At 72.3% G+C, this 26232-nt stretch carries 25 protein-coding genes and 1 pseudogene; 11 read left to right on the top strand and 15 right to left on the bottom strand.

The features are described 5' to 3' along the window. A pseudogene (locus AB0I49_RS36790) lies at positions 1 to 180 on the bottom strand (ABC transporter permease); the annotation flags it as partial. A 175-nt stretch (positions 181 to 355) separates the two neighbouring features. Here AB0I49_RS36790 and AB0I49_RS36785 point away from each other — a divergent pair. Both AB0I49_RS36785 and AB0I49_RS36780 read left to right on the top strand, forming a co-directional pair. Next, positions 356 to 976 carry a TetR/AcrR family transcriptional regulator gene (locus AB0I49_RS36785; RefSeq protein WP_363231578.1) on the top strand — a complete coding sequence of 207 codons (621 nt, stop codon included), beginning with the start codon at positions 356 to 358 and terminating at the stop codon, positions 974 to 976. A 153-nt stretch (positions 977 to 1129) separates the two neighbouring features. Beyond that, positions 1130 to 2050, top strand: coding sequence for a hypothetical protein (locus AB0I49_RS36780; protein ID WP_363231577.1), 921 nt, complete (start codon positions 1130 to 1132; stop codon positions 2048 to 2050). 71 nt (positions 2051 to 2121) lie between these two features. On the opposite strand, the gene AB0I49_RS36775 is transcribed toward AB0I49_RS36780, so the two are convergent. Further along, complete coding sequence (locus AB0I49_RS36775) at positions 2122 to 2430, bottom strand: AzlD domain-containing protein (protein ID WP_363231576.1); 309 nt, start codon at positions 2428 to 2430, stop codon at positions 2122 to 2124. Beyond that, positions 2427 to 3326, bottom strand: coding sequence for an AzlC family ABC transporter permease (locus AB0I49_RS36770; RefSeq protein ID WP_363231575.1), 900 nt, complete (start codon positions 3324 to 3326; stop codon positions 2427 to 2429). Before AB0I49_RS36770 ends, AB0I49_RS36775 begins: the two co-directional genes overlap by 4 nt. Before the next feature lie 147 nt (positions 3327 to 3473). Here AB0I49_RS36770 and AB0I49_RS36765 point away from each other — a divergent pair, with 147 nt between their 5' ends. Further along, positions 3474 to 4487 carry a nitronate monooxygenase gene (locus AB0I49_RS36765; protein ID WP_363231574.1) on the top strand — a complete coding sequence of 338 codons (1014 nt, stop codon included), beginning with the start codon at positions 3474 to 3476 and terminating at the stop codon, positions 4485 to 4487. Between the two features lie 33 nt (positions 4488 to 4520). Here the strand turns inward: AB0I49_RS36765 and AB0I49_RS36760 are convergent, their stop codons facing one another. After that, complete coding sequence (locus tag AB0I49_RS36760) at positions 4521 to 5387, bottom strand: AraC family transcriptional regulator (RefSeq protein WP_363231573.1); 867 nt, start codon at positions 5385 to 5387, stop codon at positions 4521 to 4523. A gap of 135 nt (positions 5388 to 5522) precedes the next feature. On the opposite strand from AB0I49_RS36760, the gene AB0I49_RS36755 reads away from it, so the two are divergent. The 3 genes from AB0I49_RS36755 to AB0I49_RS36745 all read left to right on the top strand — a co-directional run bounded on the left by AB0I49_RS36755 (position 5523) and on the right by AB0I49_RS36745 (position 11967). After that, a complete protein-coding gene (locus AB0I49_RS36755; RefSeq protein WP_363231572.1) occupies positions 5523 to 10214 on the top strand; it encodes an ATP-dependent helicase in 4692 nt (1563 codons plus the stop codon). 145 nt (positions 10215 to 10359) lie between these two features. Further along, positions 10360 to 11154: a DNA-formamidopyrimidine glycosylase family protein gene (locus AB0I49_RS36750; RefSeq protein ID WP_363231571.1), complete on the top strand. Its 795-nt coding sequence runs from the start codon at positions 10360 to 10362 to the stop codon at positions 11152 to 11154. 36 nt (positions 11155 to 11190) lie between these two features. Then, complete coding sequence (locus tag AB0I49_RS36745; protein ID WP_363231570.1) at positions 11191 to 11967, top strand: SDR family NAD(P)-dependent oxidoreductase; 777 nt, start codon at positions 11191 to 11193, stop codon at positions 11965 to 11967. On the opposite strand, the gene AB0I49_RS36740 is transcribed toward AB0I49_RS36745, so the two are convergent. Further along, the gene (locus AB0I49_RS36740) at positions 11915 to 12421 is read right to left on the bottom strand and encodes a hypothetical protein (protein ID WP_363231581.1); all 507 of its coding nucleotides are present in this window, start codon (positions 12419 to 12421) and stop codon (positions 11915 to 11917) included. The genes AB0I49_RS36745 and AB0I49_RS36740 overlap by 53 nt on opposite strands. A 169-nt stretch (positions 12422 to 12590) precedes the next feature. Beyond that, positions 12591 to 12782, bottom strand: a complete 192-nt coding sequence (locus tag AB0I49_RS36735) for an antitoxin (protein ID WP_363231569.1) — start codon at positions 12780 to 12782, stop codon at positions 12591 to 12593. 281 nt (positions 12783 to 13063) lie between these two features. Here AB0I49_RS36735 and AB0I49_RS36730 point away from each other — a divergent pair, with 281 nt between their 5' ends. Continuing rightward, on the top strand, positions 13064 to 13651 hold the full coding sequence (locus AB0I49_RS36730; RefSeq protein ID WP_363231568.1) for a chitin binding peritrophin-A domain-containing protein: 588 nt from the start codon (positions 13064 to 13066) through the stop codon (positions 13649 to 13651). Positions 13652 to 13895: 244 nt separating this feature from the next. Further along, the gene (locus AB0I49_RS36725; RefSeq protein ID WP_363231567.1) at positions 13896 to 14519 is read left to right on the top strand and encodes a histidine phosphatase family protein; all 624 of its coding nucleotides are present in this window, start codon (positions 13896 to 13898) and stop codon (positions 14517 to 14519) included. Positions 14520 to 14545: 26 nt separating this feature from the next. Here the strand turns inward: AB0I49_RS36725 and AB0I49_RS36720 are convergent, their stop codons facing one another. Together AB0I49_RS36720 and AB0I49_RS36715 are read right to left on the bottom strand one after the other, a co-directional pair. After that, positions 14546 to 15163, bottom strand: coding sequence for a TOPRIM nucleotidyl transferase/hydrolase domain-containing protein (locus tag AB0I49_RS36720; RefSeq protein WP_363231566.1), 618 nt, complete (start codon positions 15161 to 15163; stop codon positions 14546 to 14548). A 193-nt stretch (positions 15164 to 15356) separates the two neighbouring features. Then, positions 15357 to 16853: a PLP-dependent aminotransferase family protein gene (locus AB0I49_RS36715; RefSeq protein WP_363231565.1), complete on the bottom strand. Its 1497-nt coding sequence runs from the start codon at positions 16851 to 16853 to the stop codon at positions 15357 to 15359. A gap of 188 nt (positions 16854 to 17041) precedes the next feature. On the opposite strand from AB0I49_RS36715, the gene AB0I49_RS36710 reads away from it, so the two are divergent. Further along, positions 17042 to 17782, top strand: coding sequence for a GNAT family protein (locus AB0I49_RS36710; protein ID WP_363231564.1), 741 nt, complete (start codon positions 17042 to 17044; stop codon positions 17780 to 17782). A gap of 146 nt (positions 17783 to 17928) precedes the next feature. On the opposite strand, the gene AB0I49_RS36705 is transcribed toward AB0I49_RS36710, so the two are convergent. Further along, positions 17929 to 18867 carry an alpha/beta hydrolase gene (locus tag AB0I49_RS36705; protein ID WP_363231563.1) on the bottom strand — a complete coding sequence of 313 codons (939 nt, stop codon included), beginning with the start codon at positions 18865 to 18867 and terminating at the stop codon, positions 17929 to 17931. Positions 18868 to 19128: 261 nt separating this feature from the next. Here AB0I49_RS36705 and AB0I49_RS36700 point away from each other — a divergent pair, with 261 nt between their 5' ends. Together AB0I49_RS36700 and AB0I49_RS36695 are read left to right on the top strand one after the other, a co-directional pair. Further along, positions 19129 to 19713, top strand: coding sequence for a TetR/AcrR family transcriptional regulator (locus AB0I49_RS36700; protein ID WP_363231562.1), 585 nt, complete (start codon positions 19129 to 19131; stop codon positions 19711 to 19713). Between the two features lie 400 nt (positions 19714 to 20113). After that, complete coding sequence (locus AB0I49_RS36695) at positions 20114 to 21139, top strand: RICIN domain-containing protein (protein WP_363231561.1); 1026 nt, start codon at positions 20114 to 20116, stop codon at positions 21137 to 21139. A 219-nt stretch (positions 21140 to 21358) separates the two neighbouring features. Here AB0I49_RS36695 and AB0I49_RS36690 read toward each other — a convergent pair whose 3' ends face one another. The 6 genes from AB0I49_RS36690 to AB0I49_RS36665 form a co-directional block, all read right to left on the bottom strand. Further along, positions 21359 to 21829, bottom strand: a complete 471-nt coding sequence (locus AB0I49_RS36690) for a DNA starvation/stationary phase protection protein (protein ID WP_363231560.1) — start codon at positions 21827 to 21829, stop codon at positions 21359 to 21361. A gap of 140 nt (positions 21830 to 21969) precedes the next feature. Then, entirely contained in the window at positions 21970 to 22353 is a 384-nt protein-coding gene (locus AB0I49_RS36685; RefSeq protein ID WP_030892367.1) for a helix-turn-helix transcriptional regulator, read from the bottom strand. A 94-nt stretch (positions 22354 to 22447) separates the two neighbouring features. Next, positions 22448 to 22954, bottom strand: a complete 507-nt coding sequence (locus tag AB0I49_RS36680) for a nicotinamide-nucleotide amidohydrolase family protein (RefSeq protein ID WP_363231580.1) — start codon at positions 22952 to 22954, stop codon at positions 22448 to 22450. A gap of 128 nt (positions 22955 to 23082) precedes the next feature. Continuing rightward, positions 23083 to 23736 carry a CDP-diacylglycerol--glycerol-3-phosphate 3-phosphatidyltransferase gene (pgsA, locus tag AB0I49_RS36675; RefSeq protein WP_363231559.1) on the bottom strand — a complete coding sequence of 218 codons (654 nt, stop codon included), beginning with the start codon at positions 23734 to 23736 and terminating at the stop codon, positions 23083 to 23085. Further along, positions 23733 to 25223, bottom strand: coding sequence for a 30S ribosomal protein S12 methylthiotransferase RimO (rimO, locus tag AB0I49_RS36670; RefSeq protein ID WP_363231558.1), 1491 nt, complete (start codon positions 25221 to 25223; stop codon positions 23733 to 23735). Before rimO ends, pgsA begins: the two co-directional genes overlap by 4 nt. Before the next feature lie 52 nt (positions 25224 to 25275). Beyond that, positions 25276 to 26085 carry a RodZ domain-containing protein gene (locus AB0I49_RS36665; RefSeq protein WP_363231557.1) on the bottom strand — a complete coding sequence of 270 codons (810 nt, stop codon included), beginning with the start codon at positions 26083 to 26085 and terminating at the stop codon, positions 25276 to 25278. Between the last annotated feature and the right edge of the window lie 147 nt (positions 26086 to 26232).

The following is a 26232-nucleotide window of genomic DNA, read 5'->3' as shown; positions in this document are numbered from 1 at the left end:
CGCCCGGGAAAAAGCAACAATAAAATGCCGCCGATCCCACAACTGCCGCACATACTCCGCCAACCCCGGCCGGGCACCACTCACCGAGAGACCGTGCGCGGCGGCGAGTTCCGCCGGGGAAAGGGGTGCGGCATCGGACCGTTCGAGGACGGCGGTCGAGGACGTAGGGAACTCGGTCACCTGGGAACTTTCGGTAGGGGGGCACACCTCAAGGCAGCCGGGGCGCGACACGCGGCCCAGGGCGGTGTGAGGGCAGATGACATCACGTCGGAACGGATGCGTTCCGTCGTGTCGTCAACGCTAGAGGAGGAGACGATGGAACACAAGCGTTCCATCGCCGAGTTAGGCTCAGTGCATGGATAAGGAGTCCCAAAAGCCGCGTCGCGCCCCAGCGGGGGCCGCCGCGTTCCGCGAGGACGTCACCGAGGCGATCCGCGCCGCCGTCTTCGAAGAGCTGGCCACCGTGGGGTACGGGCGCATGTCGATCGAGCGCATCGCCCGCCGGGCCGGGGTGGGCAAGGCCGCCGTGTACCGCCGCTGGCGCTCGAAGCTGCCCATCGTCCTCGACGTGGTCTCCGCCCTCGCCGTCCAGGGCATGCCGACGCCGGACACGGGCAGCCTGCTGGGGGACGTACAGGCGCTGCTGAAGGTGACCGCGCGGCTGCTCCAGCACCCTATGGCCGCCCAGATCCTCCCCGACCTGCTCGCCGAGGCGGCCCGCAACCCGGACATCGCCCAGGCGCTGCAGACGGCCGTGCGCGACTCCCAGCGCGGCATAGCGGAAACGATCGTCCAGCACGCGGTGGCCCGCGGCGAGCTGTCCGCCGACACCAGCGTCGACCTCGCCCTCGATTTGGCCTGCGGCCCCCTCTACTGGCGCCTGGTCATGGTGCGCTCGCCCCTTCCCGCGGGCTATCTGGAAGGTCTCGCGCGGGCCACCACCGCCGCCCTGGGCGCGGCGCGCACGGCCCGCTGAGGAACCGCGGGGCCGCGCGGCGGGCCGGTGAGCGGACCCCGGCGGAGCTCGGGAAACCGCCGGTCGTCAACCGCGTGCGCCCGGCCCCCGCCCTGCGGGTGCAGCCCGCCATGAGCCGCTGACCGCCGACGTTTTCCGCCCTACGGTCTGACCATGGCCCGTTCCGGAGCATCACCCGCAGACCGCGCCGAGCACTTCGTCTGGCTGACCGCCCGCGTGCTCGAGCAACGCCGATTCGCCTATCACTTCCTCGACGACAGCGACCGCGGCGCCGATGCCGTCGAGACCGCGCTCACCGCCTACCTGGGGGAGGACGGGGGCTACGGCTACGCCCTGGAGCCCGATCTGCGGGGCCCGGTGAGCCAGCCATTGCACGTCGCGCACGCGCTGCGCGTCCTGGACGGCATCGGGCGCTGCGGCGGGCAGCGGGTGGAGCGCGTCTGCCGCTATCTGACCGGCATCTCGACCCCGGACGGCGCACTGCCCGCGCTCCACCCCTCGCTGCGCGGCTATCCGGCGGCCCCCTGGATGCCGGTGGTGGACGACCCGCCGAGCGAGCTGCTGACGACCGGCCCGGTGGTGGGGCTGCTGCACCGCAACGAGGTGTGGCACGCGTGGCTGTTCCGGGCCACCGACTACTGCTGGGCCGCGGTCGAGTCGCTGACGCGGACGCACCCCTACGAAGTGCTGGCGGCCGTCGCCTTCCTGGACGGCGCCCCGGACCGTACGCGCGCGCAGGCGGCGGCCCAGCGCCTCGGCGGGCTGGTGCACGAGCAGCAGCTGGCCGTGCTGGAACCGGAGCGGGCGGCGGACCACCCGCTGCCCGAGGGGTACGCGCCGGGTGAGCACCACTTCCCGTACGACTACGCCCGCTCCCCCGGTTCCCTGGCCCGTCACTGGTTCTCCGACGCCGAGATGGACCGGTCGCTGGACTTCCTCGCCGGGTCGCAGGAGCAGGACGGCGGCTGGCCGGTCAACTGGCGCCAGTGGGCACCGGGCACCGCCCTGGAGTGCCGCCCCATGGTGACCATCGAGGCGCTGCTGACCCTGCGGGCGTACGGGCGTCCCCTGTAGGCCGCACCGGGGCCCCGGGGGCGCTGTTTTCGGCTCGGGGCTGTCCGGCTGCCTCTCCGGCGGAGTGCGCGTCAGCCGCCGAGTGCGCGTACGCCCGCGGTGACGATCACGGCGACGGCGATCACCAGCAGGAACGGGGCGCGCAGCAGGAGTGCGACGGCCGCCGCCCCGAGTCCCGCCGCGCGGGCGTCGACGACGAGTTCGGCCCCTGTGCTCAGGGTCTGCTGCGCGGTGAGGGCGGCCAGCAGCGCTACGGGGACCAGCGCGGCGAGGCGTTTGACGAGGGGGCGGTCCAGCACCCCGGCCGGTACGGACAGGCCGAGCAGCTTGACGAGATAGCAGCCGACGGCGGTGGCTCCGATGGCGATCCATACGTTCACTGGCTGCCGCCCTCCTCGGGGACGTCGCGGGAGACTTCGGTGCTCTTACGGGCGTCCGTACGGGTGTCGGGCGCGTCCGTACGGGCGTGGGGCGCGTCCCTGTAGGCGTCACGGGCGCTACCGCCCCTCTCCGGAGTGCGCGCCGTCCGCATCGCGCGTCCCTTGAGGGCGAGCACGACGGGCCCGGCGAGCCCGGCTGCCAGCACGGGCACCCCCGCGGGCAGCAGCGGGGTGCACCCGAGCACGAGCAGGACGGCCAGGGCCGCCGTGGCCCGCTCGACAGCGCTGGTGAGCAGCGGGGCGAGCAGGGCGAGAAAAACGGCCGGGCCGGCCGCGTCCAGGCCCCAGGCGTCGGTGTCGCCGAGCGCGGCGGCCCCGGCGGCCCCGGCGAGCGTGGAGAGGTTCCACAGCGCGTACAGGGACAGGCCGGTGACGGTGAAGCCGATACGGGCGCTGCGCCGGTCCGGCTGCGCGAACGCCACGAGCGAGGTCTCGTCGATGACGAGCTGGGCGGCGAAGGGCCGTACGGCGCGCGGCAGCCGCAGCACCTGCGAGAGCCGCAGCCCGTAGAACGCGTTGCGGACGCCCAGGAAGAACGCGCCCGCCGCGGCGGTCAGCGGGTTGCCGCCCGCCGCGAGCGCCCCCACGAGGGCGAACTGCGAGGCCCCGGTGAAGACGAAGAGGCTCAGCGCGCAGGTCTGCGGAAGGCTGAGCCCGGCGCCGGCCGCGGTCACCCCGAAGGCGAAGCCGGAGAGGCCGACGGCCACCCCGACACCCAGGGCGTCCCGTACGACCGCCCGGTCCTCGCGCGCCCCCGGCTCGGGAGGGGCGGCCGGTTCCGTAGAAGGCTCCGGCTCCGGGGGACGCGGTTCCCGCTCTGCCCGGACCCTCGTCATGGGACCCGCCGTCTCGTCAGCGCCTGTCGTTCGTTTTGCCACACCCGAACGCTAGGGGCGGGCGCCTGACCCGGTCTTGTACGTTCTTGCGCCTCCTCGGGGCGCGCCTTCCCGGCCGGGCCGAGGCGTCCGACAGTGCGCGCGCCCATGGAGAGGCATGGTCGTTTTCGCGCGCCCACGGGTGTGATGATGACGGCCATGGCGTTGGCGACTGCGTTTACGAAGTTGTTCGGTGTGCGGCATCCCATCGCGCTCGCGCCCATGGGCAGATCGGCCGGCGGCGCGCTGACGGCGGCCGTCTCGCGCGGCGGCGGGCTCGGGCTGCTCGGCGCCGAAGCCGGGTCCCCGGACTGGCTGGCCCGCGAGCTGCCCCTCATCGCATCGGGCACGGACAGCCCATGGGGCATCGGCTTTCTGACGTGGGCGGTCGATGTCGCCGCGGTGGAACGGGCGCTGGAGCACCGCCCCAGGGCGGTGATGCTGTCCTTCGGGGACCCGAGCCCGTTCGCCGAGCGCGTCCGCCGGGCGGGGGCGAAACTCATCCTCCAGGTCACGGATCTGGAGGAGGCCCGGCAGGCGGTGGACCTGGGCGCCGACGTGATCGTGGCGCAGGGCACCGAGAGCGGCGGGCACGGGGCCGAACGGGGCCGGTCGACCCTCCCGTTCGTACCGGTCGTGGTGGACCTGGCGGGGCCGGTCCCGGTACTGGCGGCAGGCGGGATCGCCGACGGCCGCGGCGTGGCGGCCGCCCTCGCGCTGGGCGCCGCCGGAGCCGTCATCGGCACCCGCTTCCAGGCCACGGCCGAAGCCTTGGTCGATCCCCTGACCGCGGCCGCGATCGTCGAGGGGCGCGCGGAGGAGACCGAGCGCAGCCGCGTGCTGGACATCGCCCGCGGCTCCCGGTGGCCCTCCCGGTACACCGCGCGCACCCTGGGCCATCGCTACCTCGACCAGTGGCGGGGCCGGGAGGCCGAGCTCGCCGCGGACGCCCAGGCGCTGCGGGACTATCAGAGCGACGTGGCGCGCGGCGACGTGCCGCCGTTCCCGGTGTGGGCGGGCGAGGCCGTCGATCTCATCACCGACCGGCCGCCCGCTGCCGATCTCGTCGCCGCCTTGGCCGAACAGGCCGAGAACGCCCTGGCCCGAGCGGGACGGGGCTGACGGCGGCGCTGCCCGCGCGGCCCGGCGCGCTGATCACCGGGGCGCGGGAGGAGCCGGCGGAGGGGCGAGGGCGCGGATGGCGGCGCGCTCGCGCCGGTACGCGCCGGGCGGTACGCCGACGATCCGGGTGAAGTGCCGGTTGAGGTGCGGCTGATCGGTGAAGCCGACGGCGACGGCCGTCTCGGCGGGGGCGCGCCCGGCCTCCAGGAGCCGGCGGGCCCGGCGCACCCGGGCGTTGGTGAGCCAGGCGTGCGGGGGCATCCCGTAGGCGTCGCGGAACGCGCGCAGCAGGGCGAAGGGGCTGGTGTCCAGTTCGGCCGCCAGCGCCGCCAGGGACGGCGGGTCGGCTATCCGCTCTTCCAGGGCCGCGCGGGCCAGGAGGGCGTTGCGCGCCCCCGCCGTGCGGGGCGCGCGGGCCGGGAGCGGGCCGCCGTGCAGGCGCAGCAGATGGGCGAGGACGACGCGCAGCAGGCTGTCGGCGGCGAGCGCGTTGCCCTCCTCGGCCGCCCGGTGCACGGCGTGGATCAGGTGGACGGCCCGCGAGTCGTCGGCCACGGTCTCGGCGAACCCCGGCGTGCCGCGGATCGTGCCCAGCTCGGCGGCGACCTCCCGGATCACGTGCGCGGCGGGGTAGAGCGTGGCGTAGGCCCAGCCGTCGGGCGTTCCGGCGCGGGCGGTGTGCGCGACCTCGGGGTTGATCATGATGACGCCGCCGGAGCCCACCCGCGCGGTCCCGCCCCGCAGCCCGATCTCCTCGATGCCGGACGTGATCGCGCCGAAGGTGAAGCCGTCGTGGGCGTGGCGCGGAAAGGCGTGCCGGACATAGCGGGCGCGCAGCAGGTCGAGGCCGGGCAGCCCCGTGAAATGCCAGTGCCTGGCCCACTCCGTGTTCCCTGTCATCGCCTCGCTCCCCCGTCCTCGCCCATCATTGTGCGCCGACCCCGCCGGCACTCGCCGACCGGGCCGACCCCGCCTCTGACCTGCGGATCTCCTGTCCAACAGCTCATTGTCAGTGGGGCGGTGCACGATGGGGTCATGGCGGACGACCAGGCTTCGGCCCTCGCAGCGTTCTCCCCCGCGACCCGTGCGTGGTTCGAGGGGGCCTTCACCGCGCCCACGACCGCGCAGGCCGGGGCCTGGCGCGCGCTCGGCGAGGGATCGGACGTGCTGGTGGTCGCCCCGACCGGCTCCGGCAAGACCCTCGCCGCGTTCCTCGCCTCGCTGGACGCGCTGGCCGCCACGCCGCCGCCCGCCGAGCCGAAGAAGCGCTGCCGGGTGCTGTACGTGTCGCCGCTCAAGGCCCTCGCGGTGGACGTGGAGCGGAATCTGCGCAGCCCGCTCACCGGCATCCGCCAGGAGTCCGTACGGCTGGGGCTGCCCGAGCCTGAGATCAGGGTGGGCATCCGCTCCGGGGACACCCCGGCCGCCGAGCGGCGCTCCATCGCCAACCGGCCGCCGGACATCCTGATCACCACCCCCGAGTCGCTGTTCCTGATGCTCACCTCGTCGGCGCGGGAGGCCCTCGCCGGGGTGGAGACGGTCATCCTCGACGAGGTGCACGCCGTCGCCGGGACCAAGCGCGGCGCGCACCTCGCGCTGTCCCTGGAGCGGCTCGACGCGCTCCTGGAGCGGCCGGCCCGTCGCATCGGGCTGTCGGCCACGGTGCGCCCCGTGGACGAGGTGGCGCGCTATCTGTCGCCGCAGCGCAGGGTGGAGATCGTCCAGCCGCCGTCCGGCAAGGAGTTCGACCTCTCGGTGGTCGTCCCGGTGGAGGACCTGGGGGAGCTGAGCGGCGCGCCGGCCAGGGGCTCGGAGGACGCGGGGGACGGCGACAAGCCCTCGATCTGGCCGCATGTCGAGGAGCGGATCGCCGACCTCGTCCAGGCGCACCGCTCGACGATCGTCTTCGCCAACTCCCGCCGTCTCGCGGAGCGGCTGTGCAACCGCCTCAACGAGATCGCGTACGAGCGCGCCACCGGCGAGCCGCTGCCCGAGCACCACTCCCCGGCCGAGCTGATGGCCGAGTCGGGCGCGGCCAGGGGGGCGCCGCCCGTGCTGGCCCGCGCGCACCACGGCTCGGTGTCCAAGGAGCAGCGTGCCGTGGTCGAGGAGGATCTGAAGGCGGGCCGGCTGCCCGCCGTCGTGGCCACGTCCAGTCTCGAACTGGGCATCGACATGGGCGCGGTGGACCTCGTCGTCCAGGTCGAGTCCCCGCCGTCCGTCGCCTCCGGGCTCCAGCGGGTGGGCCGCGCCGGGCACCAGGTGGGCGCCGTGTCGACCGGCGTCGTCTTCCCGAAGTACCGGGGCGACCTGGTGCAGGCCGCCGTGGTGACCGAGCGGATGCGCGAGGGGGCCATCGAGTCGCTGCGGGTGCCGGCCAACCCCCTGGACGTACTCGCCCAGCAGATCGTCGCCATGGTGGCCCTCGACAGCTGGGACGTGGACGAGCTGCTGGCCCTGGTGCGGCGCGCGGCGCCGTTCGCCTCGCTCCCCGAGTCCGCCTACACCTCGGTGCTCGACATGCTCGCCGGGCGCTACCCCTCCGACGCCTTCGCGGAGCTGCGCCCCCGCCTGGTGTGGGACCGCGTCGCGGGTACGGTCACGGGCCGCCCGGGCGCGCAGCGGCTCGCCGTCACCTCCGGCGGCACCATCCCGGACCGCGGCCTCTTCGGCGTCTTCCTGGCCGGGGCGGACCCCAAGAAGGGCGGCGGCCGGGTCGGCGAGCTCGACGAGGAGATGGTCTACGAGTCGCGCGCGGGCGATGTGTTCACGCTCGGCACGACCTCGTGGCGGATCGAGGACATCACCCGCGACCGGGTCCTGGTCTCCCCCGCGCCCGGTGTGCCGGGCCGCCTCCCGTTCTGGAAGGGCGACCAGCTGGGCCGCCCCCTGGAGCTCGGCCGCGCCCTGGGGGCGTTCCTCCGCGAGATCGGCGGCCGCGCGCCCGAGGAGTCGCGGGAGCGGCTCCTGTCGGCCGGCCTCGACGCCTGGGCCGCGGACAACGTCCTGGCCTACCTGGACGAGCAGCGCCGCGCCTGCGGACACGTCCCGGACGACCGCACGATCGTCGTGGAGCGCTTCCGGGACGAGCTCGGCGACTGGCGGGTGGTCGTCCACTCCCCCTTCGGCGCGCAGGTGCACGCTCCGTGGGCGCTGGCCCTGGGCGCCAAGCTCACCGAGCGGTACGGCATGGACGCCCAGGTGATGCACGCGGACGACGGGATCGTGCTGCGGCTGCCCGACGCGGACCTGATGGGGCTCGACCTCCTCGACGCCGATCCGGGGGCGCGGGGCGCGGAGTCCGACCCCGAGCAGTCGCCGGTCGGCGCGGCCGACGTCGCCTTCGACAAGGGCGAGATCGGGCAGGTCGTCACGGACCAGGTCGGCGGCTCCGCGCTGTTCGCCTCCCGGTTCCGTGAGTGCGCCGCGCGGGCGCTGCTGCTGCCGCGCCGCTCACCGGGCAAGCGCACCCCGTTGTGGCAGCAGCGGCAGCGCGCCGCCCAGCTCCTCCAGGTGGCGAGCGAGTTCGGGTCGTTCCCGATCGTCCTCGAAGCGGTCCGCGAGTGCCTGCAGGACGTCTTCGACGTGCCCGGCCTGACCGAGCTGATGGGGGACATCGAGGCCCGCCGGGTCCGGCTCGTCGAGGTCACCACGCCCGAGCCGTCCCCCTTCGCGCGCTCGCTGCTGTTCGGCTACGTCGCCCAGTTCCTCTACGAGGGCGACTCCCCGCTGGCCGAGCGGCGCGCCGCCGCCCTGTCCCTCGACTCCCGTCTCCTGGCCGAGCTGCTCGGCCAGGCGGAGCTGCGCGAGCTGCTCGACGCCGACGTGCTCACCGAGCTGGAAAGCGAGCTGCAGTGGCGCACGGAGGACCGCCGCCCCAAGGACGCCGAAGGCGTCGCCGACCTGCTGCGACTCCTCGGGCCGCTCACCGACGCCGAGCTGGCCGAGCGCGGCGCGGACCCGCAATGGGCGGCCGCCCTCGCCGACGCCCGCCGCGCCATCCGCGTCCGTATCGCGGGGCAGGACCACTGGGCGGCCGTCGAGGACGCGGGGCGGCTGCGCGACGCCCTCGGCACAGCGCTGCCGGTCGGGGTGCCCGAGGCGTTCACCGAACCCGTCAAGGACCCGCTCGGCGACCTCCTCGCCCGCTTCGCCCGCACCCACGGCCCGTTCACCTCGGCGCAGGCCGCCGGGCGCTTCGGCCTCGGCACGGCCGTGACGGACGGGGCGCTGCACCGGCTCGCCGCGAGCGGCCGCGTCGTGCAGGGGGAGTTCCACCCCTCGGGCATCGGCCAGGAGTGGTGCGAGGCCACGGTGCTGCGGCGGCTGCGCCGCCGCTCCCTGGCGGCGCTGCGCCACGAGCTGGAGCCGGTGGCGCCGCCGGCCCTGGCCGCGTTCCTCCCCCAGTGGCAGCACATCGGCACGCACAGCCTGCGCGGCGTCGACGGACTGGTGCGCGCCGTCGAGCAGTTGCAGGGCGCCCCGATCCCGGCCTCCGCCCTGGAGAAGCTGGTGCTGCCCGGCCGCGTCACCGACTACGGCCCCGCCATGCTCGACGAGCTCACGGCCTCCGGCGAGGTCGTCTGGGCCGGCGCCGGAGCGCTCCCCGGCAAGGACGGCTGGATCTCCCTGTACGTGGCCGACGCCGCGCCCCTGCTGCTCCCCGCCCCGCACCCGCTGGAGCTCTCCCCGCTCCACCAGTCTGTCCTGGACGCCCTGGCCGGGGGCTACGGGCTGTTCTTCCGTCAGATCTCCGACCAGGTCCGCGCGTCGCACCCGGAGGCGGCGGACGCCCAACTGGCCGACGCCGTCTGGGACCTGGCCTGGTCCGGGCGGCTCACCAACGACACCCTCGCGCCGCTGCGCTCCCTCCTCGGCTCCGGCCGTACCGCCGGCTCCACGGCGCACCGCGCGAAACGCGCGGTCCCGCGCGGCCGGTACGGCGGGCTCACCGGCCGCTCGGGCGCGGGCCTGCGGCCGACCGCGTCGCGCGGCGGGCCGCCGACCGTCGCGGGCCGCTGGTCGCTGCTCCCCGCCCCGGAGAGCGAACCCACCCACCGCGCCCACGCCCTGGCCCGTACGCTCCTCGACCGGCACGGCGTCGTGACGCGCGGCGCGGTGGCCGCGGAGGGCGTCGAGGGCGGCTTCTCCGCCGCGTACCGCGTGCTGTCCGTCTTCGAGGAGAGCGGCCAGGCCCGCCGCGGCTATGTGGTCGAGGGGCTGGGCGCGGCCCAGTTCGCCATGGAGGGCGCGGTCGACCGGCTGCGCGCGGTGGGCAACGCCCGCGACCGTGCCATCGCCGGCGACGGGCCGGGCGCGAAGGACAGCAGGCGCGCCGTGGTGCTGGCGGCGGCGGACCCCGCCAACGCCTACGGCGCCGCCCTGCCCTGGCCGGACCCGCCCTCGGGCGTGACCCACAAACCGGGCCGCAAGGCGGGCTCCCTGGTGGTCCTCCTCGACGGCGACCTGGTTCTCTATATGGAGCGCGGCGGCAAGACCCTCCTGGCCTGGCCGCCGGACGAGTCCCAGGGCGACGGGTCCGGGGACGAGCCCCGGCTCCGGGCGGCGACGCAGGCCCTGGCCCAGGCGGCGCGCGCGGGAGCCCTGGGCACGGTCACGGTCGAGCGGATCAACGGCTCCGCCGCGCTCTCCTCCCCCATGGGCAGCGCACTGGAGGCCGCGGGCTTCCACGCCACACCGCGGGGGTGGCGCCTGCGCGCACCGTGAGCAGGGGCCTCGGAACGGGTGCACGGGTTCTCCTTCGGGGCGCCCTCGGCGTGCCCCGGAGCCTGCGGCCGAGCGCCTTCCGGGACGGCGCTCGGCCGAACGCGGCGGCCCGCGCGGAGCCCCGCCGCGCGGCATCATGGTCCGTATGCCCGAAGGAGACACCGTCTGGCGTTCCGCACACCGCCTGCATCAGGCCCTCGCCGGTCACCGCCTGGTCCGCTGCGACCTGCGCGTGCCCCGCCTGGCGACCTCCGACCTCACGGGCCGCCTCGTCACCGATGTGACGGCGCGCGGCAAGCACCTGCTGACGCGCGTCGAAGGCGGTCTCACCCTCCACTCCCACCTGCGCATGGAGGGCTCCTGGCAGATCTACGCCCCCGGCGACCGGTGGCGCGGCGGACCCGAGCACCAGATCCGCGCCATCCTCGGCGCCGCCGACCGCACCGCCGTCGGCTACCGCCTCCCCGTCCTCGACCTGCTGCGCACCGCCGACGAACCGAAGGCGGTCGGCCATCTGGGCCCCGACCTGCTCGGCCCCGACTGGGACCCTGAGGAGGCCCTGCGCAGGCTGCTCGCCGATCCGGCCCGCGCCGTCGGCGAGGCGATGCTGGACCAGCGCAACCTGGCCGGCATCGGCAATGTGTACAAGTCGGAGTTGTGCTTCCTGCTGCGCGTCTCCCCGTGGCTGCCGATGGGCCGGCTCCCGGCCCCCGAGCGCCTTCCGGCGCTCGCGAGGAAACTACTCGACGTCAACAAGTCCCGCCCTTCCCGGGTCACCACCGCCGATCCGCACCCGGACCGCCGCCTCTGGGTGTACGGGCGGGCCGGGCGGCCGTGCCTGCGATGCGCGACCCCCGTCCGCGTCGCGGACCAGGGCAGCGGCGGCCAGGAGCGCCTCACCTACTGGTGCCCGCACTGCCAGCCGGAGCCCGCCGACTAGTTGACGGGCCGTCAGATACGGTCGTACGGTCCCGGCATGCCACTCACGGCGTACGACCTCACCGGACGCACCGCCCTGATCACCGGCGCCGCCAGCGGAATCGGCCGCGCCACGGCGCTCCTGCTGGCCGAGGCCGGGGCCTCGGTCCACTGCGCGGACCTCGACGCTCAAGGCGCCGAGCAGACCGCCGAAGAGAGCCGCAAGAGCGGCGGCAGGGCCCGCTCCCATGCGCTCGACGTCAGCGACCGGACCCAAGTAGCCGCGGTCGTGGAGGAATCCGTACGAGCCGACGGCCGCCTCGACATCATGGCCACCATCGCGGGCGTCATGCACCGCAGCACGGTCCTGGACACCTCCGACGCCGACCTCGACCGGGTGCTCGCCGTCAATTTCAAGGGCGTGCTGTACGGCTGCCAGGAGGCGGCACGCGCGATGATCGCCCAGGGGAACGGGGGCAGCATCGTCACCATGACCTCCGGGGTGATCGACACGGGAGCCCCCGAACTGCTCTGCTACGGCGTCGCCAAGGCCGCCGTCTACCAGCTCACGAAGACCCTGGCCACGGAGGTCGGCCGGCACGACATCCGCGTCAACGCCGTCGCGCCGGGCTGGATCCGTACGCCCATGACGGACCGGCACGTCGACGACGCCCAGGGGTCCGGGCAGCAGAGGATGGCGCGGCTCTCCCCGCTCGGCCGCGTGGGCGAGGCGGAGGACGTCGCACATGCCGTACTGCACCTGGCGTCGGACGCCTCGGCCTTCACGACCGGCCAGCTCCTCCGCCCCAACGGCGGCGTCCATATGCCTTGGTGACCTCGCCGACGACCTCGGCCGCGCCGCTTCCGACGTCCTCGGGCCTGCTGCATCCGACGACCTCGGCCGCGCCGCTTCCGGCTTCCTCGGGCCTGCTGCTTCCGACGACCTCGGGCGCACCGCTTCCGACGTCCTCGAACGGCGCGGCGGCCGCCCGCACGCCCTCGGCCGGCGGCGTTCCGTCACAACCCGTGTGCCGCCGACGGCCCTTACGATCCTTAGGGTCCTTGCGCCTCCTGCCGTCGTCCTTCTTCGACCACGGCACGCAGTGCACCGGCAACAGGCTCAATCCCCAGCCCCCGGCGACGACGGTCCCTTCGACGAAACCGACCCGGCCCGGCTCCACGAGCAGGCGGAGCGCAGCCCACCACCACATGCCGCCGACGACGAACGCCGACGCCCACCCCACCGGCCCGCGAGACCGGCACAAGCCCCAGAAGTCACGCCAGGCCATGGCTTCCTCCTCCGGCCGACGCTAGACCGGCGCTCCACCGCTTCGGGAGGGCGCACCGGGGGCGGTGACGGCGTGCGGTACGTACGCACGCGCCTGTGAACCCCCGGCGCCGCCACCGGCACCGACCCGCCGCGACCGACGCGAGCCGCGAGGAAACCGACGCGCGCCGTCAGGAACCGGACCGCCGGTCGTCGTCCCCCGATCCCAGCTGGTCGTTGAGCTTCTGCTGGGCGCTGTCGACCTGGCCGCTGTACTTGCCCTGGGTCTTCTGGTCGAACGCGTCGCCCGCCTTGTCGACTCCCTTGCGAGCGGTGTCCTCGTGGCCCTTGATCAGCCCTTTGAGCTTGTCAAGCATGGACATGATCAACCTCCTTGCTTATGGACCTGTGCTCCTCAGCATCACCGACAGACCCGAATCCCGCATCCGCACCACGGAGCACCACACCTCACACCCCGTCTCACCAGGCGAAACAGCGTCGACGGACCAGGAAATCGACCGAACCGGGCGCCGTGTGGCCGGTAAGAGGGCACGGATTCGGCCGGAGCGGGTGAAGGGCGGCGGGGAAGTGATGCGCGGGCATAGTGTGCCGGGCGTCCGTTCCACACCATCACGTCGAACCGTCACTTTGAGGGGAACTCTCCGTGTCCAAGCGCGTGTTGTGGCGCCTGCTCGGCGCGTTCGCATCCGTTCCGGCGATGCTGTCCGCGGGGGCAGCCGTCGCCGCTCCCGCCTCGGCCGCTCCGGCCGCCGTGGCCGACACCGTCTATGGCTGCCCGGCCCAGGGAACGGCCCGCCTCCCGTACCCGGACGACGCCCACAAGGTCGTCAACTGCGCCAACGGCACCGCGAGCGTCGCCGCCTGTCCGAACGACCTCGTCTGGAACCCCAGGCTCCAGGCGTGTGGCGGCCTCGGCGCCGTCCAGCCGTACGAGACGCGCACGGCGGCCGGCACCGCCCGCCTCAACCTCGTACCGCTCCAGGTCATGGGCCTCAACGCCCGCCTGACATGGCAGGACGGCCGCCCGCTCGGCGGTGCCACCATCACCTTCACCACGACCCGCGGCGCCGCCCTGTGCACCGCCCGCACCGACGGAAACGGCTACGCCACCTGCAACTCGGCCCCCGGCGTGACCATCCCGGTGAACACACTCCTCAACGGCTTCGAAGCCACATACCAGGGCATCCCCACCCTGCGAACCTCCCAGGCCCACGGCACCGTCACCCTCTGACACCACAGCCGCCGCGCCGCACGCGAAACGGAACAGTCTTCTCCGCACATACCGACGCGGCCTTGTCCGCACATCCACACATACCCACGCGGACAAGGCCGTCCGGCACACCCACCGACCCCAGGTGACCAGGCAGAAGGCCCCGGAGAGGCCGCTCCGCGCGACCCGGCGACGGAACCGGGCCACCCGCATCAGCGTCGATCAATTCGTCCGCAAGATCGCGAACGCTGACGGAAGGCCGAACATGACCGGTACGGCGACCCGCTACCTCTACCTCGCGCGGCATGGCGAGGCCACGGCGGACGAGAGCGCGCTGACGGACAGGGGCGCCCGGCAGTCCGTACTGCTCGGCGAGCGGCTCCGCCACAGCCCGCTCGCCGCCGTTCACCACGGCCCGCTGCCCCGGGCGGAGCAGACCGCGCGGCTGATCTGCGACCAGTTCGACGGCGTGCGCCCGCAGCCGTCGGAACTGGCCGGGGACTACCCCCCGTACCTGCCTCGCCGGGAAGAACTCCCGACGGATTCGGCCGACGCCTTCCTCGCCCACCTGGCCCAGATCCCGGCGGAGGAGCGCGAACGAGGCCCGGAGCTGGCCCAGGCGGCTCTCGTACGGTTCGCCGGCCCCGTGGACGGCGATGAGCCGCGCCACGAACTCGTCGTGACCCACGCCTTCCTCATCGGCTGGTTCGTACGAGCCGCCCTCGACGCCCCGAAGTGGCGCTGGATGGGCCTCAACCACGCCAACGCCGCACTGACGGTCATCCGCTACGCACCCGGACAACCGGCTTCCGTCCTCTTCTTCAACGACACGGGCCATCTCCCCGCGGACCTCCGCCGCCCGGGATTCCCACCGGACCTCTGCGTCTGAGAAGACGCGTGGCCCCCGCACGCAGGTCACAGACTCGCAAGGAGGTCGTCGAGCGGCGCCAGCGTCTCTCCACGGCCAAGAGCCTCCACGAGCAGCCGGCCGTAGCGGATCTTGCGCCCCTTCTTCGTACCGAGGAAGCGCCGCAGCTGCTGATGGCGCGACCGGCCGTGCTGTGCCGGCTGCCGCTGAAAGGTCTGCCAGGCACGCGCATCGCCCTCGGCCCGGATGATCTCCTCGACCCTCGCCGGTCCCAACGCGCGGACGAGCTCGTCCTCCAGGTCCGCCACGCAGACGAAGAAGCCCTGGCGCGGCGCCCCGGCCCGCTCCAACGCGCGGTCGTAGAAGCGGCGCTCGCCCTCGTCGCACAGCCCGGCCAGCCGCAGGCCGAGCCCGGGAGGCCCGAGAAGACCGGCATAACGGCCGACGCTCATCGCCCCGCCGATCGACATCACGCACACCCCTTCGGCGACCAGGTCCCGACCACCCCACGCGGCCAGCGCCTCGACGGCCGCGAGATCACTCGGCCCCTCCAGCAACACCGCCGTCCGCAGCCCCAACCGCCCGGCCAACTCCCCCGCCGCACCGCCAGAACCACCGGCCGCCCAGCGCCCGACCGCGTCCCGGAACCCCCGTATGTCCGCCATGAAGCGAGTCTGCGCTCCCACCGACCCGCACGACACGCGATATTCGACACTCCCGCCCGCCATTGAGAGCGCCCGCGCAGGGCGCGCCGACGCAAGTGCCACCGGCCTCGCTCTGTGCGTTCCCTCCATTCCATCCGTTCCATCCGTAACCCGGCCTGCCACCGCGACGTACTTCTTGAAAGGGCGCCAAGTCTCAGCCACGCCCCTCGGAGCCGGACTTCCTGATCAGGTGCGCGAGTTGTCGCACGCCGGGTACGAACGACGACTCGGGGGTGTTGCCGTATCCCAGGACGAGCCCGTTGTGGGCGGAATCCGCGAGCAGCGAGGAGCGGGACAGGGGCCAGGGCGCCATCCGGTGCCCCCGGGCGGCCCGGACCACGCGCTGATCCGGGAAGTCTGCCGGCAGCCGGACCGTCAGGTGCATGCCGCTGTCGCCGCCGGTCACGGTGTGCGGCACGTCGAGGTGTTCGGCCAGCGCCGCCCTGAGCGCGTCCCGGCGGCTGCGGTACAGGCGGCGCATGCGTGCGAGGTGCCTGCTGTACTGGCCGCTCTCCATGAAGTGCGCCAGAGCCAGCTGCTCGCAGCGGTGCCCGCCGCGCAGCATCTCGTCCACGACCGGCGCCGCCTGGTCGACCAGTGCCTCGGGCAGCACGAGGAATCCCAGGCGCAGCGAGGGGAACAGCGTCTTGCTGAAGGTGCCCACGTAGAAAACGGGTGCGTTCGGCGCCATGCCCTGCATGCAGGCCAGGAGTTCTCCGCTGTGGCGGAATTCGCTGTCGTAGTCGTCCTCCATGATCCAGGCGCCGTGGTCGCGGCACTTCTCGATCAGGTCGAGGCGCCGGGAGGCCGTGAGGACCGAACCCGTCGGGTACTGGTGCGCGGGGGTGGTGTAGACGAGGCGCGGTGGACGCTCCCTCCAGTCGGCCGCGGAGACGCGTAGGCCCTCCGCGTCGACCGGCAGGGGGTGGACGTTCAGGTCGCCGGAGGCCAGTGCGGTCTGTGCGCCGCGGTAGCCGGGGTCCTCGATCCAGGCCGTGTCTCCCGGGTTGGTGACCAGCCGGACGCACAGCGAGAGCGCCTCCTGCGCTCCCTCCGTGATGACGACCTGCTCCGGGGCGCAGCGTACGCCGCGGGCCAGCGCGAGGTGGCGCAGAACTGCGGTTCTCAGCGCCGGCTCCCCCTGGGGCGGGCCGTAGCCCAGCAGGCCCGTTCCGCCCTGCTGGAGCGTCCGGTCGAGGGAGCGTCGCCAGGCCGCCAGCGGGAACTGGGCCAGGGCGGGCACCCCCGGCGCGAAGGCGAGGGAGTCGACGCCTTCCAGGAGGGGCTTACGGATCCGGGCGCTGCGCTGCGACAACGTGGGCGGGGCGGGCGCGTGGCGGGCGGGGCCGTCGGGCTCCGGTCGGGCCAGCGCGGCGACCCGCGTTCCTTGTCTGCTGAGCTCGATGTAGCCCTCGGTGCCCAGCACGTCGTAGACGAGCGTCACGGTGTTGCGGGAGACCCCGAGCCCTCTGGCGAGGGTGCGCGAGCCCGGCAGGCGGCTGCCGGCGGGCAGCCGGCCGTCGAGGACGGCGGTGCGGAGGCGGTGCAGGAGCTGCTTCTGCAGGGTGTCCCCGTCGCGGGCTCGGGACAGCGGTTCCTGCTGGAGGAAGTCGAGTTGCGGCCCCAGGGCCTCGCTGCCGGAGATCGACACTGCTCAGTCACCCCTCGTACGACGCCCGCCCCCAGGGCCGGACCTTGCGGCCCTGGGGAACGGCCCCACGGAATAGCCTCACGGAACGGCCCCACAGAGTGGACCCATGGAATGTCCCCACTGTGGACCTTACTAGGGGTCCACGCCAAGCCTAGCCTGGCAGGGGCGACACGCACAGGGAGAAGAGAATGTCCGCACATCTGAATGAATACGGCCAGCCCATCGGCCATCCGCTGCCCGACTGGACGGTCCGTCCGACGCCCGCCCGCGTCACCCTCGACGGCCGCTTCTGCCGGGTGGAACCGCTGGACGCGGACCGGCACACCGACGACCTGTACTCCGCCTACGCACGCGCGGCGGACGGCAGGGACTGGACGTACATGGCAGCCGGTCCGTTCGGGAGCCGGGACGACTACCACGGCTACGCGGTGTCGGCGGCGCAGGCGGACGACCCTCTGCACTACGCGGTCATCGACTTGCGCAGCGGCAAGGCGGCGGGCACCCTCTCCCTGATGCGCCAAGACCCGTCCAACGGCGTCGTCGAGGTGGGAAACGTGGCGTTCTCGCCCCTGCTCAAGCAGACCCCGATCCCGACGGAAGCACAGTTCCTGCTGATGTCCTACGTCTTCGACGAGCTCGGCTTCCGGCGCTACGAGTGGAAGTGCGACAGCCTCAACGAGCCCTCGCGCAGGGCGGCGCAGCGGCTCGGTTTCACCTTCGAGGGGATCTTCCGCCAAGCCGTGGTCTACAAGGGCCGCAGCCGGGACACCGCCTGGTACTCCGTTATCGACTCCGAGTGGCCCCAGGTCGGCAAGGCACTGCGGGAGTGGCTTTCGCCGGACAACTTCGACGCGGACGGCCGGCAGAAGCAGTCCCTGTCCGCTGTACGCGCCTACGACGCGAACTCCGAGGCGGAGCGGGTGCTCTGAGGTTCGACACCGGCTGCCGCAGGCGCTCGGCGCATCCACGCGAGTCCGAGGACGTTCCCTGATGCTCCGACGGGACGCCGAGCAAGACCCAGACCCAGCCCCCCAGCCCCAGCCCCATCGCCTACTCTCCTCGGATCCGACGAGTGTCAATCGTTGTCGGCGATGAAGTCCGCTATCGCGGCAGCGACAGCTTCGGGCTGCTCGTCGGGGATGAAGTGTCCGGCGTCGGGCACGACGATCCGGGTGGTGTTGTCGGCCCATGGGCTGAGGGAGGCGGCCATGTCCGGAATGGAGCCGTGGCTGCTGGAGATTCCGAGGAGGGGCACGGTCAGGTGCCGCCGCTGGAGCGCCTCGCGGTTCTTGCGCGCCGACTCCGCGGCGTCTCGGTAGTACGCGAGGGAAGCGCGCAGGCCGCCGTCGGCGGCGACGGCCGCCGCGTAGTGGTCGATCTCGGCGTCGTCGAACGCGTCGGGAGACAGGGCCTTCGCCTTCAGGAACCAGCCGACGTACTCGCGTTCGCGGCCTGCGAGCAGCGTCTCGGGCAGGTCCGGCACGGTGTGGAACGCGAAGTGCCAGGTTTTCCACGCGCGGTCCGGGTCGGTGGGAATCGCCTCCGGGAGAGTGATTCCGGGGATTCCGGCGTCGAGCAGAGCGACCCCGCGCAGGTGGCTCTCGAAGGTGAGGGCGAGGGAGAAGGCGACCCAGGCGCCGACGTCGTGGGCGACCAGGGAGTAGGTCGACACTCCGAGAGCCTTCACGGCGGCGTGGACATGCGCGGCGACCGTGTGCGTGTCGTAGCCGTGCTCCGGACGCTCGGAGTGGCCCTGACCCGGCAGGTCGATCGCGATGACGTGGAACCGGTCGGTGAGGCCGGGCATCACCTTTCGCCAGGCCCACCAGGTCTGCGGGAATCCGGCGAGCAGGACGACGGCCGGACCGCTCGGCCGTCCGCCTTCGACGGCGTGGAGGCGGACGCCGTCCGCGTCGACCCAGCGGTGCGTGAATCCGGCCAGATCCTGCACGGGCAGGCCGCGGACGGGGTTGCTTTCGGAGACTTGCGGAGCGCTGTTTGCCGGGCCGGTCACGGGAATCCTCCATCAGGGTCAGGTATCGGGTGTCAGGTATCAAATGTCAGGTATCAGGTGCGCGGTTGAGACGGTGCAGCCGACGCCGGTGGCTGGGACCACGTGGGCCACGCGGTGTGTTTCTCGCGCGGTCGCGAAGCGCGCGGCAGGCCTGGTCGCCATGACCACGCCTGAAGGCTACACATCTTGAACCAATCAGTTCAAGATAGAGTGGTACGCAGCACAGTCCGGACCATCGACGCATCGGCAAGGAAGTACCGCGTGGCAGGCAAGAAGCAGTTCGACATGGACACGGCGATCGACGCCGCGATGATCCAGTTCTGGCGCGACGGCTACGCCGACACCTCACTGGGCGATTTGTCGCGGGCAACCGGCCTGAACCGCAGTTCCATCTACTCCTCCCTCGGCGACAAGGACGCGCTCTTCCTGCGCTGCCTGGACCTCTACGCCGCGCGCTATGGCGAGAAGTACGACGCCGCCCTGGAGTGCGCGGCCTCGGACCCCGCCGCCGCCGTCCGCGCGTTCTTCGACGTCACCCTTGAGCGCATCGCCGATCCCGCGCTGCCCGACGGATGCCTGATCGCGCAGTCGGCCATGGCGATTCCCGTGCTGAGTCCGGCCGTCGCAGCCCACGCCGAACAGGCGCTCGGCTTCCAGCACCGACGCCTGCGCACCGCGCTGAAGGCCGGCCGACTGACCGACCGGGACGCCGACGCCTTCGCCGTACACGCGGCGGCCGTCAACCAGTCGCTCGCCGTCATGAGCAGGGCCGGGGCGAGCCCGGCGCAGCTCCTGGCCATCGTGGGCGTGACCCTCGACGCGCTGTCGCAGGCGCCGCGCGCCTAGCGAATCCGATCCGGCCGCCAGACGCGCAGCCTGATACGCACAGTCACCAGATCAACCTCATACACCCCGCCCCGAGACGTGCCCAAGGTGACAGGTGGTGCACCTGCGAATTCCGACCAGATCCCCACCAGATCCCGGCCGGGACCGCCTCGAAGCGAAGCGACATCATCGCCCTGTGCGATCACCTGACCGCCGGCAGTGTTTGCCGCTAGCGTGTCCCACCGCATGTGATTGCCCATCACATAAGCCTGAGGGCAGTCGCGTTCGGCGTCGCAGGTGTGGCCTGCGACTACTCGGTTGCCCGCAGCCAGACCGTGCGGGCCGGCAGGAGGAGAACGTCGTGGCGTTTACACCGGGTAGGACGTATCGGATCCGCAACAAAGCGAGCAACGGTCTGGTCGTGACCCCCAAGGGGTGGGGTTCGGGAGAGGCCCAACTTCAGATCTACACGCTGACGGGCGTGGGCGACGGAAACCGCGCCAAGCAGGTATGGCACGTGATGCCGCTGGACAACGACGACGTCATGCTCGTCAGCAAGCGGACCGGCCTGTGCGTCAACGTCCACCAGAACAGCACGGCGCCGTCCATGGGAGTACAGCAGTACGACATCCAGTCCCCGGAGGTCGCCTCCTCCCAGCGGTGGATGCTCAGGCCGGCGACGAGCGGCTACTACACCGTCGTCAACAAGAAGAGCGGCCTGGAACTGACCCCCCAGAGCTGGGGCACCTCACCGTCGACCAACCTCCAGCAGTACACCCCCGGCGGGCCGGAGACGCGGGAACGGCAGTACTGGGCGCTGGAGATGGAGGACGAGTATCCGCAGATCACCAGCCTCAGGCCGATCGACAGGGATCCCAACGACATCGGTGACGTCATCCGGCTCACGGGCTTCACGGAGCCCCCGCGCGACACCACACCGGATGTGCTGATCGGCAATCTGGCCGTTCCCTTCTTCACCATCGGGGACTCCTCGCCCCAGTGGCAGATCGACAACAGCCCGTACTACATCGTCAAGCGGTACGGCTACTGGGAGAAGGTGTACTTCTACGATCACGCCGGCACCAGCAAGGTCACGAAGACCAAGGAAGTCACGGTCGGCCTCACGACGAGCACCGCCAAGACGGTGGAGGAGACGACCAGCATCTCGGTGACCGCCGAGGCGTCATTCGCCTACAAGGGCTTCGCCGCGTCTCTGAGCACGACCTACAGCCGCGAACTGAAGGTCACCACCTACACCGGCGTGGTGGAAGAGCACAGCAAGAAGGAGAAGGTCGAACGGGAATACCAGGCGGACGGCGTACGGGTCGCCGAATGCCTCTGGTTCCGGGGCGACCGGTACACGGTGGAACGCATGGACGGCACCAAGATCCTGGAATGGAACACGCTCAACCCGGCCGTCAGCGTTCTGGACGGTCACGGGCGCTGACGACCAGGACGACGCACCGGCCAAAGAAGCCGCGACCGCAGCGGCCCTCACCCGTCGGGGTGAGGGCCGCTGCGGTTACTCCTGACTTACGCTTTACGCCCGGATTACGCGATCCAGCGCAAGCGATCACAACGTCACGCAGGACGCCGAACAGGCTGCCGGATAAGCCGCCGAAAGCGCTTGCCCGCAGGTCGAAGCCCTCTCAGCGCGCCGACCCGCTCAGCCGTTCTCCGCCTGGAACATCCAGTGGTGCTTCTCCAGGTCCGCCGTCAGGCCGATGATCAGGTCCTGGGTGACCGGGTCCGGCTTGTCCGTCGACTGGATGCGCTCGCGCATCCGGCCGATCACGGCGCCGAGCGCCGACACCAGGATCTGCACCGCCTGGGTGTCCTTGTTCCAGCCTTCGCCGACCGTGTCGATGCCGCTCGTCTTCGCGACGGTCTCCGCTCGGCCGTCCGGGGCAATGCCCAGGGCCGAGGCGCGCTCCGCCACCGTGTCGGCGTGCTGGCGCGCGGAGACGACGACGTCGTCCAGCTGAAGGTGGATCGAACGGAAGCGGGGGCCGACCACGGTCCAGTGAACCTGCTTGGCCACCAGCGAAAGGTCGACGAGGTCCACGAGGGCACCCTGCAACGCCTCGCCGACGATCTTGCGGTCCTCCTCGGACAGCGTGCTCTTCACCACAGACATCCGGCTACTCCTCTTCGGCTGACTGATCCGTTCCGTCCCCCGTGTTCCCACCATCGCACAATTGACACAGAACTGGTCAAAAAAGACCGGGTCCCGGTCAGTGTCACTGACCGGGACCCGGTAAAGCACAAGCGCCGCTCTCAGGCCGCGACCACATCCACGGCCTCTGCGGGCGCCTTGATGGTCACCCGTTCCCCTGGGACGCCCGTCACGGACGTCACGGATACCGAATTGAGCATCGGCCGCATCGGCGCGGGTACCGGCTCGCTCGCCGCCGCCGACTGCGCCAGCTCGGCGAGCGACAGTTCGTCGCTGACCTCGCGCATGACCTCGGACATCCGTACGTCCAGAGCGTCGCAGATTGCGGAGAGAAGCTCGGAGGACGCCTCCTTCTGCCCCCGCTCGACCTCGGAGAGGTAACCGAGCGAGACCCTGGCTGAGGAAGAGACCTCGCGCAGAGTGCGGCCCTGGCGCTGGCGCTGCCGACGCAGCACGTCACCAAGCAGGCGACGGAGCAAAATCATCGGTGGCTCCCTCCTTGGACCGCGAATCCGGATCCTTCACGCCCCACCGTACCGCCTCGGGGTCCAGCCGTGCGGGGAGCGATGTCGTGTTCACTCAGGGCTGCAAACATCCAGAACCCCCACCATGTTCCGTATCCTGTGTCCGCGCATTTTCGATCAGTTCGCCCAGCAGTACTTCCAGCGCCATCCGGACGCTCTCCGCCCGGATGCCGGCCCGGTCGCCGCGGAGCGTCAGCTTCCGTACGGACCCGGCGCCGCCCGGACCCGCGGCGGCGACGAACACCGTTCCCACCGGCTGTCCGTCCTGCGGTTCGGGGCCCGCGACGCCCGTCGTGGCGACGCCCCAGTCGGCGCCCAGCACCGCCCGCACACCGTCCGCCATCTGCCGGGCGACCTCGCCGTCGACCGCTCCGCGCGCGCTGAGCAGCGCGGCGTCCACGCCCAGCACCGCCGCCTTGATCTCGGTCGCGTACGCGGTCACCGAGCCCCGGAAGGCCCGCGAGGCGCCTGGTACGGCCGTCAGCTCGGCGGCCACCAGGCCGCCCGTCAGAGACTCCGCGGCGGCCAGCGTCCGGCCCCGCTCGGCCAGCAGGCTCAGCACCTCGGCCGCGGCCCACGTCCCCGCGGCCCGCGCTCCTGGAGCACCGGCCTCGCCGACATCACGGGACGCGTCAGCCCCGCAAGCATCACGGGCATCGCCATCGTCCCAGGGATCCGCACCGACCCCCGTCACCGCACGGACTCCCGGCCGGCCCTCTCGCGCTCCGCCGCCAGCCCTGCCCGTCGCAGCACGACCGCCTGCCGTACGTAGTCGAGGCCCGTCAGCACCGTCAGCGCCACGGCCACCGCCATCACCCACAGCCGGAACGTGGCCAGCGGCCCCGTGAGCGCCAGGATGTACATGCCGACGGCCGTGCCCTGCGCGAGCGTCTTCATCTTCCCGCCGCGGCTGGCCGGGATGACGCCGTGCTTGATGACCCAGAACCGCATCAGCGTGATGCCGATCTCGCGGAAGAGGATCACGCCCGTGACCCACCACGGCAGATCGCCCAGGGCGGAGAGGCAGAGCAGCGCCGCCCCCATGATCGCCTTGTCCGCTATCGGGTCGGCGATCTTCCCGAAGTCGGTGACCAGGTTGTATCTGCGGGCCAGATGGCCGTCGAAGAGATCGGTGATCATGGCGACGGCGAACGCGGCCCAGGCGAAGGAGCGCCAGGCCGGGTCGTAGCCGCCGTTGTGGAGCATCAACAAGACAAAGCCGGGCACAAGGAACAGCCGCACCATGGTGAGGATGTTGGCGATATTCCATAGTCCCGCCGGTGCCGCTGTCGCCGACGCCGTCGCCGAGTGCCCACCGGCGGCGGAGGCCGGGACTCCGGTCATCTGCGCGCCTCCTCGGTACAGCCGTCGTCGCCCAGCGGCTCGGCGACCAGGTCCACGCCCTCGGTCGCGACCACCTTTGCCACGACCATACGGCCCGGCGCAAGATCACGGTCACCCGTGAGGATGGTCTGGCCATCGGTCTCGGGCGCCTGGTGCGCGGCCCGGCCGATCACCCCGTCCTCCTCGTCGACCCGGTCGACCAGCACCTCGACCGTCTCCCCGAGCCGCTCCTCGGCGCGCTGTGCCGTGAGCTCCTCGGCCAGCCGCGAGATGCGCTCCAGCCGCTCCGCGACGACGTCCGCGTCGAGCTTGTCCGCGTATCCGGCCGCCTCGGTGCCGTCCTCGTCGGAGTAGCCGAAGACGCCGATGGCGTCCAGCCGCGCGCCGGTGAGGAAGCGTTCCAGCTCCGCGACGTCCTCCTCCGTCTCACCGGGGAAGCCCACGATGAAGTTGGAGCGGGCGCCGGCCTGCGGCGCCTTGGCCCGCACCTGGTCGAGGAGGCCCAGGAATCTGTCGGTGTCGCCGAAGCGGCGCATCGCGCGCAGCACTCCGGGGGCCGAGTGCTGGAAGGACAGGTCGAAGTAGGGCGCGACCTTCTCCGTGCCGGTCAGCACGTCGATCAGGCCGGGGCGCATCTCGGCGGGCTGCAGGTAGCTGACCCGGATGCGCTCCAGGCCGTCGATCGCCGCCAGTTCCGGCAGCAGCGTCTCCAGCAGCCGGATGTCGCCGAGGTCCTTGCCGTACGAGGTGTTGTTCTCGGAGACCAGCATGATCTCCTTCACGCCCTGCTCGGCCAGCCAGCGGCTCTCGCCGAGCACGTCGGAGGGGCGGCGCGAGATGAAGGAGCCGCGGAAGGAGGGGATGGCGCAGAACGAGCAGCGCCGGTCGCACCCGGAGGCCAGCTTCACCGAGGCGACGGGGCTGGAGTCCAGGCGGCGGCGGAGCGGCGCGCGCGGGCCGGAGGCGGGGGCGACGCCCTCCGGGAGGTCCTCGGGGGGCGTGTCCTGCGCGTGGCCGGGCAGCGCGACGGCGGCGGACTGCCGCTCGGCCGGGCTGATCGGCAGCAGCTTGCGCCGGTCGCGCGGGGTGTGCGAGGCGTGGATGCCGCCGGACAGGATGGTCTGGAGCCGGTCGGAGATGTCGGCGTAGTCGTCGAAGCCGAGCACCCCGTCGGCCTCGGGCAGCTCCTGGGCGAGCTCCTTCCCGTACCGCTCGGCCATGCAGCCGACGGCGACCACCGCCTGCGTACGGGCTCTCCCCTCGCCCGCGGCGTCCTTGAGGTCATTGGCTTCGAGCAGCGCGTCGACGGAGTCCTTCTTGGCGGCCTCGACGAACCCGCAGGTGTTGACGACGGCGACATCGGCATCGGCGGCGTCCTCGACGAGGTCCCAGCCGTCCGCTGCCAAGCGGCCTGCCAGCTCCTCCGAGTCCACCTCGTTACGGGCGCAGCCAAGTGTGACAAGAGCGACGGTACGGCGTTCGGGCATAGCGCTCAGCCTACTTTGTCCCGAGGCCGCCTCCGGTGCCACGTGCTGATGATCACCCTGCTTCGGGGTCGCCCTTGGTGTAGCTCAGCCGCTGGACCTGCCCGTTGTCGCCGACGTGCTTGATCTCTTTGCCGTTCACGAAGAGCTGTACGGCCCCGGCGTTGCCCAGCACCAGGTCGATCTGCCGGTCGTCGGTGAAGGTCTTGGACGCGCCTTCCTTCAGCACCAGCTCGTCCATCAGCCGGCCGTTGTGGTCCTTGGCGGAGATCCAGCTGGCGGCCTCGGTGGCGGTGACCTTGACCGTGACCTTGTTGCCCGGAGCCGCGGCGATGGCGCTTTCGGAGGGGTCCGGCTTGGGGTCGGTGGGCTTGCTCGGGCTCGGGCTGTGGGTCGGAGTGGACGGGCGCGCCGTCGGGCTGTCGGCCGCGACGGGCTGGCCGCTCCCCTGGTCGCCGCCGCCGCTGAAGAGGGTGAAGCCGACGAATCCGACGACGGCGACGATCGCGGCGACCATGGCCGCGGTCCAGTTGGGGCGCCGCGGCTCGGACCGGATCCGCTCGGCCTCGAAGAGCGGGGCCGCCGGGGTCGGCGACGGCCGTCCGCCGTGCTCGGCGTCGTACTGCTCGACGAGGGCGGCCGGGTCGATGCCCACGGCGCGGGCGAGCGTACGGATGTGTCCGCGGGCGTAGACGTCGCCGCCGCAGCGCGAGAAGTCGTCCTGCTCGATCGCGTGCACGATCGGGGCCCGTACGCGCGTGGTCGAACTGATCTCGTCGACGGTCAGTCCGGATTCGACGCGGGCCTGCCGGAGGCGGCGGCCGATGGAGGGGCGGCCGTCGTCGGGAGAGTTGCCGATGGACACGAGAGCGCCTTTCGAGCGTGCAGCCACCTGCTGGAGGTTCAGTTTAGGGGGGATGCAAAAGAGTCGGGCAAGCGGAAAGCCGGCCTTTGTACGCCATCAGAATGCCCTGCTGTACGCCATCGGACGCTCTGAGACACCGATGGTGAT

It is taken from the genome of Streptomyces sp. NPDC050617, from assembly GCF_040654795.1.
Taxonomy (GTDB): Bacteria; Actinomycetota; Actinomycetes; order Streptomycetales; family Streptomycetaceae; genus Streptomyces.
Note: the sequence above shows the minus strand (reverse complement) of the source record. Positions and strands in the feature narration are given on the sequence as shown.

Coding starts and splice junctions, on each gene's coding strand:
- AB0I49_RS36785 (WP_363231578.1), top strand. CDS start 356: ATGGATAAGGAGTCCCAAAAGCCGCGTCGCGCCCCAGCGGGGGCCGCC.
- AB0I49_RS36780 (WP_363231577.1), top strand. CDS start 1,130: ATGGCCCGTTCCGGAGCATCACCCGCAGACCGCGCCGAGCACTTCGTC.
- AB0I49_RS36770 (WP_363231575.1), bottom strand. CDS start 3,326: ATGACGAGGGTCCGGGCAGAGCGGGAACCGCGTCCCCCGGAGCCGGAG.
- AB0I49_RS36765 (WP_363231574.1), top strand. CDS start 3,474: ATGGAGAGGCATGGTCGTTTTCGCGCGCCCACGGGTGTGATGATGACG.
- AB0I49_RS36760 (WP_363231573.1), bottom strand. CDS start 5,387: ATGACAGGGAACACGGAGTGGGCCAGGCACTGGCATTTCACGGGGCTG.
- AB0I49_RS36755 (WP_363231572.1), top strand. CDS start 5,523: ATGGCGGACGACCAGGCTTCGGCCCTCGCAGCGTTCTCCCCCGCGACC.
- AB0I49_RS36750 (WP_363231571.1), top strand. CDS start 10,360: ATGCCCGAAGGAGACACCGTCTGGCGTTCCGCACACCGCCTGCATCAG.
- AB0I49_RS36745 (WP_363231570.1), top strand. CDS start 11,191: ATGCCACTCACGGCGTACGACCTCACCGGACGCACCGCCCTGATCACC.
- AB0I49_RS36740 (WP_363231581.1), bottom strand. CDS start 12,421: ATGGCCTGGCGTGACTTCTGGGGCTTGTGCCGGTCTCGCGGGCCGGTG.
- AB0I49_RS36735 (WP_363231569.1), bottom strand. CDS start 12,782: ATGTCCATGCTTGACAAGCTCAAAGGGCTGATCAAGGGCCACGAGGAC.
- AB0I49_RS36725 (WP_363231567.1), top strand. CDS start 13,896: ATGACCGGTACGGCGACCCGCTACCTCTACCTCGCGCGGCATGGCGAG.
- AB0I49_RS36720 (WP_363231566.1), bottom strand. CDS start 15,163: ATGGCGGACATACGGGGGTTCCGGGACGCGGTCGGGCGCTGGGCGGCC.
- AB0I49_RS36710 (WP_363231564.1), top strand. CDS start 17,042: ATGTCCGCACATCTGAATGAATACGGCCAGCCCATCGGCCATCCGCTG.
- AB0I49_RS36690 (WP_363231560.1), bottom strand. CDS start 21,829: ATGTCTGTGGTGAAGAGCACGCTGTCCGAGGAGGACCGCAAGATCGTC.
- AB0I49_RS36685 (WP_030892367.1), bottom strand. CDS start 22,353: ATGATTTTGCTCCGTCGCCTGCTTGGTGACGTGCTGCGTCGGCAGCGC.
- pgsA (WP_363231559.1), bottom strand. CDS start 23,736: ATGACCGGAGTCCCGGCCTCCGCCGCCGGTGGGCACTCGGCGACGGCG.
- rimO (WP_363231558.1), bottom strand. CDS start 25,223: ATGCCCGAACGCCGTACCGTCGCTCTTGTCACACTTGGCTGCGCCCGT.